Raw genomic sequence first — 16,880 nt, forward strand, 5'->3', positions numbered from 1 at the left:
TTGGCAAGATTGTGGGTTTACCAGCGCGCATCGGTCGCCCCGAGCCAGCCAAGTGCGGCCTTGACCGGTACATGTTCGCCTTGCGGGCTGATCAGGTCGCCGTCGAAGTGGCCAAACCATTGCCGCGTATCTGCATAAAGCAGCCCAAGGTGCGGTGCGGCCTGGTGTAGCTGGCGCGGGGTGAACCTAAGGTTTACCCGCTGATCCGCATCCTTGATGCTCCAGCTCGCCAGCGGGCCGGACTTCATCGGTGTTATCTCGACACTGTTTTCAAGTTGCTGCAACTCACCGCCAAACCACAGGGCGTTCTCAGAAAGGCCGCTGTAGTCGGTCCAGTCGGTGCCGAAATTGCCAGCAATGCCGCCGGGGGCAGCGAATGCCGCACGTTTCCAGTGGCTGTTTAACGGCCAGACGCCACGTCCGAAATCCATTGCCGCGAAGCTTTGCCCAGGTATGCAGCTGTAGACGCGCTCGCCCAGTTGCACGCGACCACTCAGAGGCAAGCCGAGCTGGCGACAGGTTGCATGAAAGCGCTTTGGACCCATGGGCGCGACCAGGTTGACTGACTCAAGGTGGGATGGCCGCTGGATATCCAGCAGGATTTCCAGCGGCTGGCTGCCTGCCTCGCTGGCGCTGAGGCTCAAGCAGGCGCGTCCGGGATATTCGCTGAGCTGGAATGACAGGTTGCGCTGGTTGAATGCATGGCTTTGCTGGGGATGGTCGGGGAGCTGGCAGCCGCGAGCGAGAATGCGCATCTGGCTGAAACTGGCCGACTGCCCGGTTTCAAGGTCAAGAAAATAGGCCGCGCCGTACCCCAGGTAATCAAGGTTGGCCTGGGTGACGGAGAGCATCCAGCCGGGTGTGGTGAAGCACCAGTGGTTCCAGCGTTTACGCCGACCTGCATGGCGTACAAGGCTACAGTTGACCTGCGGACGGTTTGACCAGCCAATGGCATCGGGGTTGAGTGCGCCGTTGTGAAGGCACAAGTCTGTTTGGCGGGCAGCGGGAATGGTAATGGCACTGTTCATCGTACACATCCGTGTGGGTGCAGCGCGATCGCGCCACAATCCCGTAATAATAGAGTATTTATGCGGCCGAGAATGCCCTTGCATAGTGAACGGCTTCAAGTCATGGCAATCTGCTTTGAGGTGCTTCGTGATGGGGCGCACAAAGACCTGAACCTTGTGTTTGTTGTGGGCTGATTTTACAAATTGTTCAGTGCGGGGGCACAAAATCCCCCGAGCGGCTGTCAAACTCGATTCAAACCTATTGTCAGGAGTTGCCAATGCCTCGTTTTCCGGTTCTATGCCTTGCTGCTGTGCTGTCGTGCGCCAGTGCCCAGGTGTTCGCAGATGCAGCCAGCCACGCAGCCGACGCTGAGCGTTTCTTGCAGTTGGCCCATGCCGACAAGCTAGCCGTGCCTGTCTACGCCCAGGTGCAACAGATGTTCGCCCAGCGTTTTGCGCAAAGCGGTGCAGGCGGTGAAAAAAAGGCGCTGCTTGAATCCTACCAAGCCAAGGCTAACGCGGTGCTCGACCAGTCGATCAGCTGGAGCAAGGTCAAGCCTGATCTGGTCAAGCTCTACACCAGCAACTTTACCGAGCAGGAACTCAAGGAACTGATCAAGTTCTATGAGTCTCCGGTCGGTGAGAAAGTGCTCAAGACCATGCCGCGCCTTACCGCGCAGTCGGCTGAGTTGACCCAGGGCAAGCTCGAACCCGCGGTGCCCAAGGTCAATAAACTGCTGGAAGACATGACCAAGGAGCTAGGCTCCAAAAAAGCCAAGTCCTGAGGGCTTGGACCTGCGCTAGATCCAGGCGATTTTGCCGGATGCTGAAAAATGACTTTGGCTTGAGCTTTACACTTCGTAAACTCACTGCCTGAGTCATTTTTTTTGCGCTGCAATCAAGTCAGCATGCGCTAAGTGTCGCAACGGTATTTTGGAGTTGAAGATGACCAAGCAAGCACAGCTTGAGACTGCACTGGCAAGCCTGCAGCCCGAGCATCTGCAAGTGCTGGATGAAAGCCACATGCACAGCCGTGGCCTGGAGACGCACTACAAGGCGATTATTGTCAGTGAGCAGTTTCAGGGGCTGAACGCCGTTAAGCGGCATCAGAAAGTCTACGCCAGCCTGGGTGACCTGATGGGCCAGATCCATGCCTTGGCGTTGCACACCTACACCGCGCAAGAGTGGGCCAAGAATGCCAGCGCACCAGCTTCGCCAAGCTGCTTGGGTGGCAGTAAGCACGACCACTAGAGCGTCTCCCATCATTTAGCGCTGTAGATATTGCCAAGGCTTGGGCCTTCTTTGACAGTTTCGGTCTCCGAGTGATGGCCGACAAGCTGCGCCCACGGCCATAAAAACGTTAAACTATGCCCCGCACCGGCCTTGGCCGGTGTTGTTGTTCATTAACCACCAGTCCGCCCTTTACGTGGGCGACTACTGAGGAAGTAAAAGCATGACCGACAAAATTGTCGTTGCAGCCTTGTACAAGTTCGTCTCCCTGCCGGATTTCCATGAACTGCGTGAGCCCTTGCTCAACACCCTGATTGAAAACGGGGTCAAGGGCACCTTGTTGCTGGCCGAAGAGGGTATCAACGGTACTGTTTCCGGCAGCCGCGAAGGCATTGATGGTCTTTTCGCATGGTTTGCACTGGACCCGCGCCTGGCCGATGTCGATCACAAGGAGTCCTATTGCGATGAGCAGCCCTTCTATCGCACCAAGGTCAAGCTGAAGAAGGAAATCGTCACCCTTGGCGTTGAAGGCGTTGATCCGAACAAGCAGGTTGGCACCTATGTCGAGCCTAAAGACTGGAATGCGCTGATTGCCGATCCAGAGGTGCTGCTGATTGATACTCGTAACGATTACGAGGTTTCGATTGGCACATTCGAGGGGGCCATCGACCCCAAGACCAAGACCTTTCGCGAATTTCCCGAGTACATCAAGGCCAACTTCGATCCGGCCAAGCACAAGAAAGTCGCGATGTTCTGTACCGGCGGTATTCGCTGCGAAAAAGCCTCGAGCTATATGCTCAATCAAGGCTTCGAGGAGGTCTATCACCTGCAGGGCGGGATTCTCAAATACCTTGAGCAAGTGCCGCAGGAAGAGTCGAGCTGGAAGGGCGATTGCTTCGTGTTCGACAACCGGGTCACTGTTCGGCACGACCTGACAGAAGGCGAGTACGATCAGTGCCACGCGTGCCGTACGCCGATTTCGGCAACCGATCGCGAGTCAGAGTTTTTCACCCCAGGCGTGAGCTGCCCGTATTGCTGGGACTCATTGCCAGAGAAAACCCGCGCCGGTGCCCGCGAGCGACAAAAGCAGATTGAATTGGCCAGGCAGCGCAATATGCCGCACCCCCTTGGCTTCAATCCACGATCAAAAAAACAAGGCTAAGCCATGCAAACTCGCCTGCTGTATGTGATGGACCCGATGTGCTCCTGGTGCTGGGGCTTTGCCCCGGTGTTTCAGTCCCTCGCGGAGCAGGCTCAGGCCCAAGGTGTTGAACTGCACCTGATTGCCGGTGGTTTGCGTACAGGCAATGGCGCGGCGCTGGATACCAGCACACGTAACTACATTCTTGAACACTGGCGGGCCGTCGCCGATGCGACCGGCCAGCCGTTCAGCTTTGATGGTGCCTTGCCCGATGGCTTTGTTTACAACACCGAGCCTGCCTGCAGGGCTTTGGTGACGGCGCGCAGCCTTGATCCGCAAAGCACCTGGCCGCTGGTCAAGCTGATCCAGCAGGCGTTCTATGCCGAAGGTCGCGATGTGACTCAGGCCAGTGTGCTGGTTGAGCTTGCCGAAGAGGTTGGCCTGCCGCGTATCGTCTTTGCCGAGGCCTTCGACAGTGTCGAACAGCAAGCGGCCACGGCTGATGACTTCACCTGGGTCCAGGATTTGGGAATCGCGGGTTTCCCAACCCTGCTGGCCGAGCGTGATGGGCAGCTTGCATTAGTGACTAATGGCTATCAGCCGCTCGACAGCTTGTCGCCCTTGTTGGCACGTTGGCTAGAGCGCGCTGCCAATGCGTGACCGGTTGAGCTGGTCGGAAATTCGCCGGCTGGCCTTGAGGCATCGTAAAGCGTTGATCCTGGCCAATGCCGTGGCCGTGTTGGCGACACTTTGCAGTGTGCCTATTCCGTTGTTATTGCCCTTGCTGGTCGATGAGGTCCTGCTCAAGCAGGGTGATTCGGCGTTGCAGGTCATGAACAATTTTCTGCCCGTTGCCTGGCAAACCGCAGTTGGCTACATCGCCCTGATGTTGGCGCTGACCTTTTTGTTGCGCGCCAGTGCCCTGGTTTTCAACGTGCTGCAGGCGCGCTTGTTTGCACGGCTGTCGAAAGACATCGTGTACCGGATTCGCATACGCCTGATCGAACGGCTCAAGCGCATATCCCTCGCGGAATACGAAAGCCTGGGCAGCGGTACCGTGACGACGCACCTGGTCACCGACCTCGACACCCTGGATAAATTCGTCGGCGAAACCCTCAGCCGTTTTTTGGTGGCGGTCCTGACGCTGGCAGGAACCTCGGCGATATTGCTGTGGATGCACTGGCAGCTCGCCTTGTTGATTTTGCTGTTCAATCCGCTGGTCATCTATGCCACGGTGCAACTGGGCAAGCGGGTCAAACACTTGAAGAAGCTCGAAAACGACAGCACTTCGCGCTTCACCCAGGCATTGACCGAAACCCTGGATGCAATCCAGGAGATTCGCGCTGGCAATCGCCAAGGTTTTTTTCTCGGCAGGCTGGGCGTGCGCGCACAAGAGGTGCGCAATTTTGCCGTTGCCTCACAGTGGAAAAGCGATGCCTCAAGCCGTGCCAGTGGTTTGCTCTTCCAGTTTGGCATCGACGTGTTCCGGGCGGCGGCCATGCTCACCGTGCTGTTTTCCGACCTGTCGATCGGGCAGATGCTCGCGGTGTTCAGCTACCTGTGGTTCATGATTGGCCCGGTCGAGCAACTGCTTAGCCTGCAATACGCCTTCTATGCGGCAGGTGGCGCGTTGTCACGGATCAACGAGCTGCTGGCGCGCGCCGATGAGCCGCAATACAGCGGCGCCTGCGATCCTTTTAGCGGGCGCCAGACCCTTGGCATCGAGATCGACAAGCTGACGTTTTCCTACCAGGACGAGCCGGTGCTCGACCAGCTCGACCTGCGCATTGCGCCGGGCGAGAAAGTTGCCATTGTCGGCGCCAGCGGTGGCGGCAAAAGTACCTTGGTGCAGCTGTTGCTGGGGCTGTACAGCGCGCAAAGTGGTTCGATTCGCTACGGCGGTGCAAGCCTGCAAGACATAGGTCTTGAGCGAGTGCGGGAAAATGTGGCGGTGGTCTTGCAGCACCCGGCATTGTTCAATGACACGGTGCGCGCCAACCTGTGCATGGGCCGTGAGCGCAGTGAGGATGAATGCTGGCACGCACTGGAAATCGCCCAGTTGGCGTCTACGATCCGGCAACTACCTAAGGGGCTCGACAGTATTGTTGGCCGTTCCGGGGTGCGTTTATCGGGCGGTCAGCGCCAGCGCCTGGCCATTGCCCGCATGGTGTTGGCAGAGCCAAAGGTGGTGATTCTCGATGAGGCAACTTCTGCCTTGGATGCCGCCACCGAGTACGCCTTGCATAAAGCCATGAGTAATTTCCTGGTCGGGCGCACGACATTGATCATCGCGCACCGGTTGTCCGCGGTGAAGCAGGCAGATCGTGTCCTGGTTTTTGATGGTGGGCGCATCGCCGAGGATGGCGATCATCATCAGTTGATCGCCGATGGTGGTCTTTATGCTCGCCTGTATGGGCATTTGCAGCAGTAGTCTAGGATTAGGGCAGGCAGCATTTAGCCGTGGGTCAGTCGGCGTAATAAATGCGCAAGATCGACGTCGAATGAGGCGTCATCTTATCAAATTCGGGCTGAGTACGGAGTGGCCCAGGCACACACAAGGGATAGCTAAATGAATCGAGTCAAAGTCGAGTTTACTGGCAGTCAGGGGCAGCAACTGGCAGGTTTGCTGGAGTTGCCCAATAGCCTGCAACCGGTCAAGTACTACGCGCTTTTTGCCCATTGCTTTACCTGTGGCAAGGATATTGCCGCCGCGTCGCGGATCAGCCGTGAGCTGGCTGACCAGGGCATTGCCGTGCTGCGTTTCGACTTCACCGGGCTTGGCAATAGTGACGGCGATTTTGCCAATACCAATTTCACCTCCAATGTCGAAGACCTGGTTGCCGCCGCTAAAATGCTCGAGGCCGAGTATGCCGCGCCGAAGTTGATTATCGGCCACAGCCTTGGTGGCGCCGCGGTACTTTCGGCGGTCGATAAAATTCCGTCATTGCAAGCCGTTGCAACCATTGCCGCACCTTCGACAGCGCATCATGTGCAGCACTTGTTCAGCAGCTCCAAAGCCGAGATCGAAGCGCAGGGGCAGGCTCGGGTCAAACTTGGCACGCGTGAGTTTTCGATCAAGAAGCAGCTCATCGAAGACCTGGATCAATACACCGACTTGCAGCACATCACGCGGCTGCGTCGACCTTTGATCGTCTTTCACTCCCCAATCGATAGCATTGTTCCCGTGGATGAGGCGGCGAAGATCTTTACTGCGGCCAAGCACCCTAAAAGCTATGTGTCGCTGGATCAGGCCGATCACCTGTTGAGCAAGAAAGAAGATGCGCGCTATGTAGCCAAGACCCTTTCCGCCTGGGCCGAGCGTTATGTAGAGGTGCCAGCAGCAGAACCCGTCGCCGCAGATCTTGAAGAAGGCCATGTGTTGGTGACTGAGCTGGACAAGCAGTTCCTGCGCGGTCTTTATACCAACGCCCACCAGTTTGTATCCGACGAGCCGAAAAGCGTCGGCGGAACCCATCTGGGTCCCACGCCTTATGCATTGTTGCTGATGAGCCTGGGGGCTTGCACCTCAATGACCATCCGCATGTATGCCACGCGCAAGGGAATTCCACTTGAAGATATCGACGTTCGCCTTGTTCATGAGCGTATCCATGCCCAGGATTGCAGCGAGTGTGAAGGGCGAGAGGGCAAGATTGAGCGAATCCAGCGTTTTATCAGCTTCAAGGGCGACCAGCTGACCGAGGAGCAGATCCAAAGCATGCTCAAGATTGCCGATCGCTGCCCGGTACATAAAACCCTTGAATCCGACCCCGTGATCACCACTGAGCTGGAACGCACCAAATAGGCTGGTGCCGCACAAGCAAAAAACCACCTGCGGGTGGTTTTTTGCTATCTGGGGTTTGCCAGGCGTTAGCTTGCGCGCTGCAATGGCAGCTTATTGAACCGCCTTGTAACGATAAGTTTACGGGTGTTGGGCGCCGAATAGCTGGCTGTTGCCATAAATCCTGGGTGTAAGGAAAACGTGCCGCGCAAGCAGGCCTGGGTTGCTTCTGGTTGGGGCCTAGGTGCTTGTTCGCCCGGCGTTCTAAGGGTGTTATGGCTGCACTTGGGCAGCTTGCGAGGCCGCCCACAACCGCCCGAGAACAACAAGGAGGCGCAATGAACGCCGTGAATAAAATCGAACAGCACAACCCGATTGGTACCGATGGCTTCGAATTCGTTGAGTACACCGCTCCGACGCCCGAAGGTATCGAGCAACTGCGCGAGCTGTTCACTGCCATGGGGTTCACCGAAACCGCCAAGCACCGTTCCAAGGAAGTCTTTCTGTTCCAGCAGAACGACATCAACTTCGTACTCAACGGCAGCCCGACCGGCCATGTTCGCGAGTTCGGCCTCAAGCACGGCCCAAGCGCCTGTGCCATGGCTTTCCGGGTTAAAAACGCTGCACAGGCGGCGGCTTATGTTGAGTCGCAAGGCGCCAAGCTGGTGGGTAGCCACGCCAACTTCGGTGAGCTGAATATCCCATGTGTCGAGGGTATTGGCGGCTCGCTGCTGTATCTGGTGGATCGCTTTGGCGAAAACACCATCTACGACGTGGACTTTGAGTTCATCGAAGGCCGTACACCGCAGGACAATGCCGTGGGCCTGATGGGCCTTGATCACCTGACTCATAACGTCAAGCGCGGTCAGATGGATGTTTGGTCCGGCTTTTACGAGCGCATCGCCAACTTCCGCGAGATTCGCTATTTTGACATCGAAGGCAAGCTCACCGGCCTGTTGTCGCGGGCCATGACCGCGCCTTGCGGCAAGATTCGCATCCCGATCAACGAGTCGGCCGATGACAAGTCGCAGATCGAGGAGTTTATCCGCGAGTATCAGGGAGAGGGCATCCAGCACATCGCCCTGAGTACCGATGATATTTTCGCCACCGTTCGCCAATTGCGCGCCAATGGTGTGGACTTCATGAGCACTCCAGGCACCTATTACGACAAGGTTGATACCCGCGTTGCGGGCCATGGCGAGTCGACCGAACTGCTGCGCGAGCTGAGCATCTTGATCGATGGTGCGCCAGGCGATGACGGCATCTTGCTGCAAATCTTCACCAATACGGTAATTGGCCCGATTTTCTTCGAGATTATCCAGCGCAAGGGTAATCAAGGTTTCGGCGAGGGCAACTTCAAGGCCTTGTTCGAGTCGATCGAGGAAGACCAGGTTCGTCGCGGTGTGATCGCCGCCGACTAAGCTCCATGCACCACTGGCGCAGCGCTTCAAGCTGCGTCAGCTGCTTCTGCCAATTTAAGGTTCGATTATGAAGTTAGCCTCACTCAAGCAAGGCCGCGACGGAGTACTGGTCGTGGTTTCGCGCGATCTCAGCCGCGCGCTCAAAGTCCCGACCATCGCCGCGACGCTACAGGCCGCCCTGGATGATTGGGATACTATCCGTCCGCAACTCGAAGCACGTTATCAGCGCTTGAACGACGGCCTTGAAGCCGAAGCGTTCGCCTTCGAGCAAAGTGCTTGCCACAGTCCCTTGCCTCGTGCGTTTCACTGGGCCGATGGCAGCGCCTACGTCAATCATGTGGAGTTGGTACGCAAGGCGCGCGGTGCCGAAATGCCAGAGAGCTTCTGGCACGAACCCCTGATGTATCAAGGCGGCTCTGATGCATTTATCGCCCCGCACAGCCCGATTCCCATGGCCGACGAGGCTTGGGGCATAGACCTTGAGGCCGAGCTGGCGGTGATTACCGACGATGTGCCTATGGGCGTTAGCGCTGCCGAGGCCGCTGGCCATGTGCAACTGCTGATGCTGGTCAACGATGTGTCGTTGCGCAACCTGATTCCGGGCGAGTTGGCCAAGGGCTTTGGTTTTTACCAGAGCAAGCCATCATCGAGCTTCTCGCCAGTTGCCGTGACTCCGGACGAGCTTGGCGAGAGCTGGAAGGATGGCAAGGTCCATCGCCCACTGGTTTCGCATATCAATGGCCAGTTATTTGGCGAGCCGGATGCAGGCACCGACATGACCTTCAACTTCCCGACGCTGGTTGCACACGCGGCAAAAAGCCGGCCGCTGGGCAGTGGCACCATCATTGGCTCGGGCACTGTCTCCAACTATGACCGCAGCTCAGGGTCATCCTGCCTGGCCGAAAAGCGCATGCTTGAAGTCATTGAGCAGGGTGAAGCCAAGACTCCGTTCCTGAAGTTTGGCGATCGCGTGCGTATTGAAATGTTCGATGCCGCCGGACAAAGCATTTTCGGGGCTATTGACCAGGTCGTGGAACGCTACGATGGCTGAGCTGACGCTCTATTCCTATTGGCGCTCCAGTGCGGCTTACCGCGTACGTATTGCCCTCAACCTCAAGGGGCTTGCGTACCAGCAGGTGGCGGTGCACCTGGTCAAGGATGGCGGTGAGCAACTGGCGCCAGCCTATCAGCAGATGAACCCCCAAGGCCTGTTGCCGCTGCTGGTTGATCACGTTTGCGGACGCGAAACCAAGATTGCCCAGTCACTGGCGATCATCGAATACCTTGACGAAGTGTTTCCAGTGCCGTCACTGCTCCCAACCGAGCCAGCATTGCGTGCGCAAGTGCGCGCGCTTGCGCTGCACATCGCCTGTGACGTCCATCCGCTGAACAACCTGCGCGTGCTGAAGTATCTCTCGACCGAATTGGGCGTTGCCGATGACGCCAAGACGCAGTGGTACCAACATTGGGTGCACAGTGGCCTGAAGGCGGTTGAGCAGGGGTTGGCGGTATTTGATGGCAAGTTGTCCCTTGGTCAGAGACCTGGATATCTAGAAGCCTGTTTGATCCCACAGGTGTACAATGCGCGCCGTTTTAACTGTGACCTCGATGCGTATCCGCGCATTCTCGCCATGACGGCGCGTTGTGAAGCCCTCGAAGCCTTCAAACAGGCGGCTCCGGAGGTGCAACCCGACGCAACCTAAGGTTTACCAGCCTTGCGGGGAGAGAGGCGTGCCAGCCAAGGCTGGCGCTGCTGAACTCTTCATCACTCCGCCGCGCCATAAGCGCAGCGGGTTAGATCCCGTCACAGATAAAAACAACAGGTGACGCATGACCCGAGAAAAACCTAAAAACCTCTGGCTCTCCCGCTGGGGCTTTATTCTTGCTGCAACCGGCTCCGCCGTGGGCCTGGGCAATATCTGGAAATTCCCCTATATCACAGGTGAGTACGGCGGCGGCGCTTTCGTGCTGATGTACCTTGCCTGCATCCTGGCCATTGGTATTCCGGTGATGATGACCGAGATCGCCATCGGTCGCCGTGGTCGCGGCAGCCCCATCGATGCAATTGGCTGCGTGGTCAAGGAGAACAGCGGCAATCCGCTGTGGAAGGCGGTTGGCGGTATGGCCATGCTGGCCGGGTTTATGATTCTGTGTTTTTACGTGGTGGTTGCCGGTTGGGCCTTTGCCTACACCTGGAAAATGCTTGATGGCTCGCTCGCAGCCACCAGCGTTGATGCCCTGGGCGCGGTGTTTGAAGCGCACAACGCCAATCCCTGGCAGCTCGGCGGCTGGAGCGTGCTGGTCGCGCTGTTGACCTTGTGGATTGTCGGCAAAGGCGTGCAGAAGGGCATCGAGAACTCGGTGCGCTGGATGATGCCTGGCCTGGCGGTAATGTTGGTGGCATTGGTCGGCTATGCCTTGACCAGCGGTAGCTTCTCGGCGGGCTTCGACTTTCTGTTCAGCTTTGATGCCTCGAAAATCACTGGCGAAGCGCTGCTTGCCGCCCTGGGTCATGCATTCTTCACCCTGAGCCTGGCTTCCGGGGCGATTCTGACCTATGGCTCATATATCCCGGACGGCCAGTCGATTGCGCGGACCACCTTTATGGTTGCCATCTGCGACACCGCAGTGGCCTTGTTGGCTGGCTTGGCCATCTTCCCGATTATCTTCGCCAACGGCATGAGCCCGAGTGCCGGGCCTGGCTTGATCTTCATGAGCTTGCCGCTGGCATTCCAGCAGATGCCTTTTGGCACTGCCTTCGGCGTACTGTTCTTTGCCATGGTGTCGATTGCCGCGCTGACCTCGGCGATCTCAATGATCGAGGCCACTGTGGCCTATCTCAATGAAAAACACGGTATCAGCCGGGTCAAGTCCGCCGCGGTTTCGGGCGCGGTCTTGTTGGTGATCAGCTTGCTGGCGATGCTTTCGTTCAACCTGCTTGCGGGCTGGACGCCAATGGGCAAGAACTTCTTTGACTGGCTGGATTACCTGACGTCACGCTGGATGATGCCATTGGGCGGTATCTTCATCGTCTTGTTTGCCGGTTATGCATTGCGTGACGAGATCATGCGTGACGAGCTGAACTTGCCGCCGCTGGGGTACGCGCTGTGGCTGTTCATGGTGCGTTACGTGTGCCCGGTGCTGATCATGATTGTGTTCCTCAACGCACTGGGATGGCTGGGCTTCGACCCTATCGCTGGCTGGTACTGGATTGCCGGGGCCATTGGCGTGCTGACCATCCTGGGCGAACTGTTTCGTCCGCGAGTGATGCCAGCGTTGGCAGGGCGTTAATCGAACGAGCAGTTGGCGGGCAATAAGCGTGCGGCGAAAACCGCACGCTTTTTTTATGCCAGGGAAAATGCTGGGCAAATTATTGACGCTGAATTAATGGCGAAATTCCGCCAGCATCGGGTCAAGCTCGGCGTAAAGCTGCCGATACAGCACGTCTGGATGTTGTGATTTGTTCATCCATGGATTGTCTGTTGCTTTGTTGTGCCCGTAATAGAGGCTCTTGCGGGTTATGGCGGATTGATGGCACAAGCCTTGCGATGGAACAAGGTCCAACAAGCACTGTGCCAGCCTAATCTTGCTAACCGGCTGGCGAACTCAGTGAATAAATATAACGGAGTGCCCCATGTTTTCGTCTGCTACACGCCTCTTTACAGACCTTGCCGTAGGTAAAAAACTGCTTGGCGGTTTCGCCTTGGTGCTGTTGTTAACGCTGGCCGTTGCCTTGACCGGCTATTGGGCTGTGGAGGCTGTCGCGAGTCGGCACGAGCAGGTTAGCCAATTCTCGGAAATCGATGTGGCAGTCCTGGAGGCGCGTCGCTTCGAGGCCGCCTTTGCGCAAAAGAAAACCGCCGAGGCTGCTGCCAGAACCAACCAGCAGCTAACCCTGGTCAAGCAGTTGATCGCGGCCCAGGCCAGCTCTGCGGACGCTGACCAGAAAGCCCAACTGCAAGCCATGGATGAAGCGGTCGGCCAATACCAGCAGCAGTTCGATGCTTTTGTGCGGCTCAACGATCAATCGCGCGCTGCCCGTGAGCAAATGAGCAAGGCCGCGGGCGAGGCCCGTGACCAGTTTGATGTGATTGAGTTTGAAATGTATGACGCCGTGCGTGAGTTGCGCTTGCAGGGCGACAATCTCAAGGGCAGCGACCCCCTGACCCTGGCGGAAACCGCTTCAGGCTTGAGCAAGCGCATGCTGGACCTGCGCAGTAATGAAAGCCTGTACATCATTGATAGATCTGCGGACGCCTTGAAGGATTGGAAGTACACCAACGAGGATTTGGAAACCGTCGCGCGCAACCTGATGATCTGGCTTACTGATGAGCAAAAGAGCTCGATTACAGCCGCCCTGGACGCACTGAAGGTCTATCAGCAAGCGTTTTATAATTACCAGCAGGTGATCAGCCAGGGCGAAAGCGCTGAAAAAACCATGCTGGAAAAGGCCCAGGCAGTGTTGAGCCTGGTGGAGGCGGCGAAGAGAACCGAAGATGAGCGCATGCTCGATATTCGCAATCAAGCATTGCTAGCTCTGATTGTTATGGCCATAGCGGCCACTGTTATCGGTGTGTTGGCCGCGTTGTTGATTACCCGCTCGATTGTCCCGCCATTTCGCCAAACCGTGACCTTTGCCGAGCAAATTGCCGAGGGCAATCTAAGTCAGAACATCGCGAGCAACCGTGGCGATGAGGTCGGCCAGTTGATGTCAGCCATGCAGCGCATGACCTTGAGCTTGCGTGAGCTGATCGGCCACATTGGCGGTGGCGTGGGGCAGATTGCGGCCGCCGCCGAGCAGCTTTCGGCTATCACGGCGCAAACCAGTTCCGGTGTGCAAGAGCAGAAGCTCGAAACCGAACAGACGGCAACCGCAATGCATGAAATGGCCGCGACTGTGCAGGAAGTTGCGCAGAATGCGGACCAGGCATCCGTCGCCGCACGTGAGGCCGATCAAGAGGCCCAGCAGGGCAATCAAGTTGTGCAGCAGGCGGTGGGCCAGATTAATAGCCTGGCTGGTGAGGTCGAGCAATCCGCCCAGGCCATCCAGGCGTTGAACCTGGAGAGCGAGCGCATCGGCAGCGTACTTGAGGTGATTCGTTCCGTCGCCGAGCAGACCAACCTGTTGGCCTTGAATGCGGCCATCGAGGCGGCGCGCGCGGGCGAGCAGGGGCGCGGTTTTGCGGTTGTTGCCGATGAGGTCCGGGCGCTGGCGCAACGCGCCTACAGCTCCACCGAGGAAATCGAAACGCTGATTGCTGGCCTGCAATCGATGGCCAAGGATGCGGTAACCCAGATGGACAGCAGCCTGAGCCTGACCCAGCGTACCGTAGTGCTGGCTGGTCAGGCCGGCGATGCGCTAGGCCGAATTACCCAGTCGGTGAGCACCATCGAGCAGATGAATCATCAGATTGCAGCCGCCGCCGAGGAGCAGAGCAGCGTGGCGGAAAACATCAGCGAGAGCATCACCCGGGTTCGTGACATCGGAGATCAAAGCGCCTCGGCCAGCGAACAAACCGCCGCCTCAAGCGCCGAGCTGGCGCGCCTGGGTGTTGAGCTGCAAGGCCTGGTCAAGCAATTCAGGGTTCAGTAAGCCTTCGATGCTAGCCGTTGAGTGGACGCATAAGCCTCGTCCACTCAACGGCCGGTCGAGTAGGGTGCGACAACGCGAAGCTTGTGCAACGCAAGCCTGGGTGCGGATGGCGCAAATGGCGGACAGAAAAGCGCTGTCCGCCCTAGAGTTTGTTCTGGCTTATCAGGGGTTTGCTCAGTTCACTGGCCCAAAGTGCCAGCGGTACAGATGTTTGTGGTTGCCAAATCCGCGTCCACAATAGCTTGAGCCGATTCAGGTCGCCGCGCTCAACCGGCCAACGCTGGATCTCATCCTGAACCTGCCACTTGCCGTCTTGCCAGTGGGCAAAGTCAAAGCGAAATGGGTGAAACCCGGTCATACCCAGGCGCAGGTCGGTAACGATCAGGTGGTCACCGATACGGTCGTAACGCAATACCCCATCGGTAAACCAGCTAAGTCGGGTCAGCGCCGGTGAGCCAGCCAGCGACTTGCCCAGATTTGTACCCAGCGGGATGCGCTCAAGGGTCGGGGGCTCGGTATCAAACCAGCCGGACAGCGCCTCGTAGTAGTTATCGCCATCAATAACGATCACGCGCCATAACAGGGTATTGAAAGGCGTCGGCGTGCTGAAGATCTGTTGCGCCTGGATGCCCTGGTGGCGCAACTGGGTTTCGACACGCTGTTCGGCGACATTCTTGCCCACCAGGCTGGATGCCAGGTAAAGGCTTGAAATGGCTAGAGCAATCGCAGGCGCCTTGCCTGCCTTGCCGCCCAGGCCGTAGATCAGGCCCAGCAGCATCGCTGCCAGCAATGGCACCGTGTAGAGCGGGTCGATTATAAATATGCTCGACCAGGCAACAGGTGTGGTGGTCATTGGCCAGAACAGCTGAGTGCCATAACTGGTGAAGCTGTCGAGCAGCGGGTGGGTGACCAGTACCAACCAGAGCGTCAGCAATAATCGCTGGGTGGAATATCCGGGGTTGGGCGCAAAGCGCCTGATCAGCAGGGTCAACAGCAGTGCTATGCCACTGAGGACGAATATCGAGTGGCTAAAGCCGCGGTGATAGGTCATCTGAGCGACGGCGTCGCCGTAATGGATCAGTACATCCATATCCGGCAGTGTGCCGAGCAGGCCGCCATAGAGCAGTGCCTTGCGGCCTTGCCAGCGACCGAGCAACGCGCCCTGGATACCGGCACCAAGCACCACCTGTGTAAGCGAATCCATTGCGAGTCCTCGTGATCGGGCAGCGCCTAGGTTAACCGGATCTGACCTGCGGCACTGCAGCGAAATGTACTAAAAAACATTTCAATCTCGACCTGAATATCCAGATCGGCGCCAACTGATGTTGTATTGTGCAGGCAAATTCTTGTGCAAGGTCTTGCCATGCTGGTGGTTTCAAACAGTGTTCAGCTTCCTGATGATGAGATCGAGCTAACCGCAATCAGGGCTCAAGGTGCGGGCGGGCAAAACGTCAACAAGGTGTCCAGCGCCATGCACCTGCGTTTTGACAGCCAGGCTTCGTCACTGCCAGCGTTCTATAAAGAGCGGTTGATGGCGATGCGTGATAGCCGGATTACGGCCGATGGCGTGGTGATCATCAAGGCCCAGCAGTTTCGCACCCAGGAGAAGAATCGTGCAGATGCCCTGGCGCGCCTGTGCGAGTTGATCCTAAGCGCAGGCAAGACCGAGAAAGCCCGGCGCCCAACCAGGCCGACCCTCGGTTCCAAGAAACGTCGGCTGGAAGGCAAGACCAAGCGTGGCGCGATCAAGGCAGGGCGCGGGCGTGTGGATTTTTAGTCACGGGCAAACGCCCGGGTTAGTCCCATTGAGGTGCAAAGCCAGGATTAGCCAGGCGCTCGCCACAGTCGAGTTGCGCTATTTCAGCCATTTCAGCTTCGCTCAGTTTAAGGTTCATCGCCTGCAGATTGCTTTGCAGGTTGCTGCGTTTGGTTGAAGACGGAATCACGGCGAAACCCTGTTGCAGCAGCCAGGCCAGGGAAACCAGGGCCGGGGTGCTGTTGTGAGTCTCGGCGATACGCTGCAATAGCGCATCGTTCATCACCTTGCCGTAGGCCAATGGCATGTAGGCGGTTAGCTGCAAGCCATTTTCCCGGGCAAACTCAACCACTTTGCGGTTTTGCAGGTAGGGGTGTATTTCGACTTGGTTGGTGGCGATCTGCTCGGCACCGACCGTTTCAAAGGCTTGCTGCATGTGCCGGATGGTGAAGTTGGAAATTCCAATCTCGCGGGTCAGGCCCTGGGCCTTGGCCTCAAGCAGGGCGCTCATGTATTCGCTGACCTGGATTTCATCCTTGGGCGAAGGCCAGTGGATCAGGGTCAGGTCGACATAATCGGTCTGCAACTTGCTCAGGCTTTGCTTGAGGCTTGGAATAAGCGCATTGCCAGCCAGGTTATCGGTCCAGATCTTGGTTGTAAGATACAGGTCGTCGCGCGCTACTGCGCTGGCAGCAATCGCCTGGCCGACTTCGGCCTCATTGCCATAAATCTGTGCAGTGTCGATGTGCCGGTAGCCGAGCTCGAGGCCCATGGTTACCGAGTCTATGGCTTGCTGGTCTTTGAGGCGAAATGTGCCGAGGCCAAATGCTGGAAGAGACATTATTTGCTCCTTAGGTAATGGGTAAAAATCTAGCGCGATAACCTAGCTGACAGCCTAACGGGCTCATCGTTTAGTTTTAGCGTTGCAAGACAGGCGTTCTGCAGGTTTGGATT

General features: G+C 57.4%; 16 protein-coding genes and 1 pseudogene. 14 read left to right on the forward strand and 3 right to left on the reverse strand.

All coding sequences use genetic code 11. From position 1 onward, the window contains the following. Positions 1-17: 17 nt before the first annotated feature. On the reverse strand, positions 18-1,037 hold the full coding sequence (locus PSES9_RS0101615) for a DUF2804 domain-containing protein (protein WP_036988027.1): 1,020 nt from the start codon (positions 1,035-1,037) through the stop codon (positions 18-20). A gap of 248 nt (positions 1,038-1,285) precedes the next feature. On the opposite strand from PSES9_RS0101615, the gene PSES9_RS0101625 reads away from it, so the two are divergent. From PSES9_RS0101625 to PSES9_RS25620, 13 genes and pseudogenes are all read left to right on the forward strand, one after another. Next, on the forward strand, positions 1,286-1,792 hold the full coding sequence (locus PSES9_RS0101625) for a DUF2059 domain-containing protein (RefSeq protein ID WP_010483349.1): 507 nt from the start codon (positions 1,286-1,288) through the stop codon (positions 1,790-1,792). A 160-nt stretch (positions 1,793-1,952) separates the two neighbouring features. Further along, positions 1,953-2,258, forward strand: a complete 306-nt coding sequence (locus PSES9_RS0101630; RefSeq protein WP_010483350.1) for a BolA family protein — start codon at positions 1,953-1,955, stop codon at positions 2,256-2,258. A 202-nt stretch (positions 2,259-2,460) separates the two neighbouring features. Next, on the forward strand, positions 2,461-3,399 hold the full coding sequence (gene trhO, locus PSES9_RS0101635) for an oxygen-dependent tRNA uridine(34) hydroxylase TrhO (RefSeq protein ID WP_010483351.1): 939 nt from the start codon (positions 2,461-2,463) through the stop codon (positions 3,397-3,399). Between the two features lie 36 nt (positions 3,400-3,435). Next, positions 3,436-4,038 (forward strand): DsbA family protein, encoded by a 603-nt coding sequence (locus tag PSES9_RS0101640; protein ID WP_177313035.1) that lies wholly within the window; start codon positions 3,436-3,438, stop codon positions 4,036-4,038. Next, entirely contained in the window at positions 4,031-5,809 is a 1,779-nt protein-coding gene (locus PSES9_RS0101645; protein ID WP_010483353.1) for an ABC transporter ATP-binding protein, read from the forward strand. The genes PSES9_RS0101640 and PSES9_RS0101645 overlap by 8 nt, the downstream gene beginning before the upstream one ends. A 138-nt stretch (positions 5,810-5,947) precedes the next feature. Further along, positions 5,948-7,180: a bifunctional alpha/beta hydrolase/OsmC family protein gene (locus PSES9_RS0101650; RefSeq protein WP_010483354.1), complete on the forward strand. Its 1,233-nt coding sequence runs from the start codon at positions 5,948-5,950 to the stop codon at positions 7,178-7,180. A gap of 314 nt (positions 7,181-7,494) precedes the next feature. Then, complete coding sequence (gene hppD, locus PSES9_RS0101655) at positions 7,495-8,577, forward strand: 4-hydroxyphenylpyruvate dioxygenase (RefSeq protein WP_010483356.1); 1,083 nt, start codon at positions 7,495-7,497, stop codon at positions 8,575-8,577. Between the two features lie 67 nt (positions 8,578-8,644). After that, complete coding sequence (locus PSES9_RS0101660) at positions 8,645-9,628, forward strand: fumarylacetoacetate hydrolase family protein (RefSeq protein ID WP_010483359.1); 984 nt, start codon at positions 8,645-8,647, stop codon at positions 9,626-9,628. After that, complete coding sequence (gene maiA, locus PSES9_RS0101665) at positions 9,621-10,280, forward strand: maleylacetoacetate isomerase (RefSeq protein WP_010483361.1); 660 nt, start codon at positions 9,621-9,623, stop codon at positions 10,278-10,280. Before PSES9_RS0101660 ends, maiA begins: the two co-directional genes overlap by 8 nt. A 127-nt stretch (positions 10,281-10,407) precedes the next feature. After that, positions 10,408-11,868: a sodium-dependent transporter gene (locus PSES9_RS0101670; protein ID WP_010483362.1), complete on the forward strand. Its 1,461-nt coding sequence runs from the start codon at positions 10,408-10,410 to the stop codon at positions 11,866-11,868. Positions 11,869-11,880: 12 nt separating this feature from the next. Beyond that, a complete protein-coding gene (locus PSES9_RS24990) occupies positions 11,881-12,036 on the forward strand; it encodes a hypothetical protein (RefSeq protein WP_157998225.1) in 156 nt (51 codons plus the stop codon). 1,087 nt (positions 12,037-13,123) lie between these two features. Next, positions 13,124-13,312, forward strand: a pseudogene (locus PSES9_RS25615) (HAMP domain-containing protein); the annotation flags it as partial. Then, complete coding sequence (locus tag PSES9_RS25620; RefSeq protein WP_425439575.1) at positions 13,304-14,170, forward strand: methyl-accepting chemotaxis protein; 867 nt, start codon at positions 13,304-13,306, stop codon at positions 14,168-14,170. The pseudogene PSES9_RS25615 and the gene PSES9_RS25620, both read left to right, overlap by 9 nt. 142 nt (positions 14,171-14,312) lie before the next feature. On the opposite strand, the gene PSES9_RS0101680 is transcribed toward PSES9_RS25620, so the two are convergent. Further along, entirely contained in the window at positions 14,313-15,374 is a 1,062-nt protein-coding gene (locus PSES9_RS0101680) for a metal-dependent hydrolase (RefSeq protein ID WP_010483368.1), read from the reverse strand. 159 nt (positions 15,375-15,533) lie between these two features. Here PSES9_RS0101680 and arfB point away from each other — a divergent pair, with 159 nt between their 5' ends. Beyond that, entirely contained in the window at positions 15,534-15,947 is a 414-nt protein-coding gene (gene arfB, locus PSES9_RS0101685; protein WP_010483370.1) for an alternative ribosome rescue aminoacyl-tRNA hydrolase ArfB, read from the forward strand. Positions 15,948-15,966: 19 nt separating this feature from the next. Here arfB and dkgB read toward each other — a convergent pair whose 3' ends face one another. After that, complete coding sequence (gene dkgB, locus PSES9_RS0101690; RefSeq protein ID WP_010483372.1) at positions 15,967-16,767, reverse strand: 2,5-didehydrogluconate reductase DkgB; 801 nt, start codon at positions 16,765-16,767, stop codon at positions 15,967-15,969. Between the last annotated feature and the right edge of the window lie 113 nt (positions 16,768-16,880).

Source organism: Pseudomonas sp. S9 (assembly GCF_000222125.1).
In the GTDB taxonomy this organism is placed as follows: Bacteria; Pseudomonadota; Gammaproteobacteria; order Pseudomonadales; family Pseudomonadaceae; genus Aquipseudomonas; species Aquipseudomonas segetis.

What these genes read in the sequence shown, in the direction of transcription:
- PSES9_RS0101615 (WP_036988027.1), bottom strand. Translation starts at nt 1,037, where the DNA reads ATGTGTACGATGAACAGTGCCATTACCATTCCCGCTGCCCGCCAAACA.
- PSES9_RS0101625 (WP_010483349.1), top strand. Translation starts at nt 1,286, where the DNA reads ATGCCTCGTTTTCCGGTTCTATGCCTTGCTGCTGTGCTGTCGTGCGCC.
- PSES9_RS0101630 (WP_010483350.1), top strand. Translation starts at nt 1,953, where the DNA reads ATGACCAAGCAAGCACAGCTTGAGACTGCACTGGCAAGCCTGCAGCCC.
- trhO (WP_010483351.1), top strand. Translation starts at nt 2,461, where the DNA reads ATGACCGACAAAATTGTCGTTGCAGCCTTGTACAAGTTCGTCTCCCTG.
- PSES9_RS0101640 (WP_177313035.1), top strand. Translation starts at nt 3,436, where the DNA reads ATGTGCTCCTGGTGCTGGGGCTTTGCCCCGGTGTTTCAGTCCCTCGCG.
- PSES9_RS0101645 (WP_010483353.1), top strand. Translation starts at nt 4,031, where the DNA reads ATGCGTGACCGGTTGAGCTGGTCGGAAATTCGCCGGCTGGCCTTGAGG.
- PSES9_RS0101650 (WP_010483354.1), top strand. Translation starts at nt 5,948, where the DNA reads ATGAATCGAGTCAAAGTCGAGTTTACTGGCAGTCAGGGGCAGCAACTG.
- hppD (WP_010483356.1), top strand. Translation starts at nt 7,495, where the DNA reads ATGAACGCCGTGAATAAAATCGAACAGCACAACCCGATTGGTACCGAT.
- PSES9_RS0101660 (WP_010483359.1), top strand. Translation starts at nt 8,645, where the DNA reads ATGAAGTTAGCCTCACTCAAGCAAGGCCGCGACGGAGTACTGGTCGTG.
- maiA (WP_010483361.1), top strand. Translation starts at nt 9,621, where the DNA reads ATGGCTGAGCTGACGCTCTATTCCTATTGGCGCTCCAGTGCGGCTTAC.
- PSES9_RS0101670 (WP_010483362.1), top strand. Translation starts at nt 10,408, where the DNA reads ATGACCCGAGAAAAACCTAAAAACCTCTGGCTCTCCCGCTGGGGCTTT.
- PSES9_RS25620 (WP_425439575.1), top strand. Translation starts at nt 13,304, where the DNA reads ATGACCTTGAGCTTGCGTGAGCTGATCGGCCACATTGGCGGTGGCGTG.
- PSES9_RS0101680 (WP_010483368.1), bottom strand. Translation starts at nt 15,374, where the DNA reads ATGGATTCGCTTACACAGGTGGTGCTTGGTGCCGGTATCCAGGGCGCG.
- arfB (WP_010483370.1), top strand. Translation starts at nt 15,534, where the DNA reads ATGCTGGTGGTTTCAAACAGTGTTCAGCTTCCTGATGATGAGATCGAG.
- dkgB (WP_010483372.1), bottom strand. Translation starts at nt 16,767, where the DNA reads ATGTCTCTTCCAGCATTTGGCCTCGGCACATTTCGCCTCAAAGACCAG.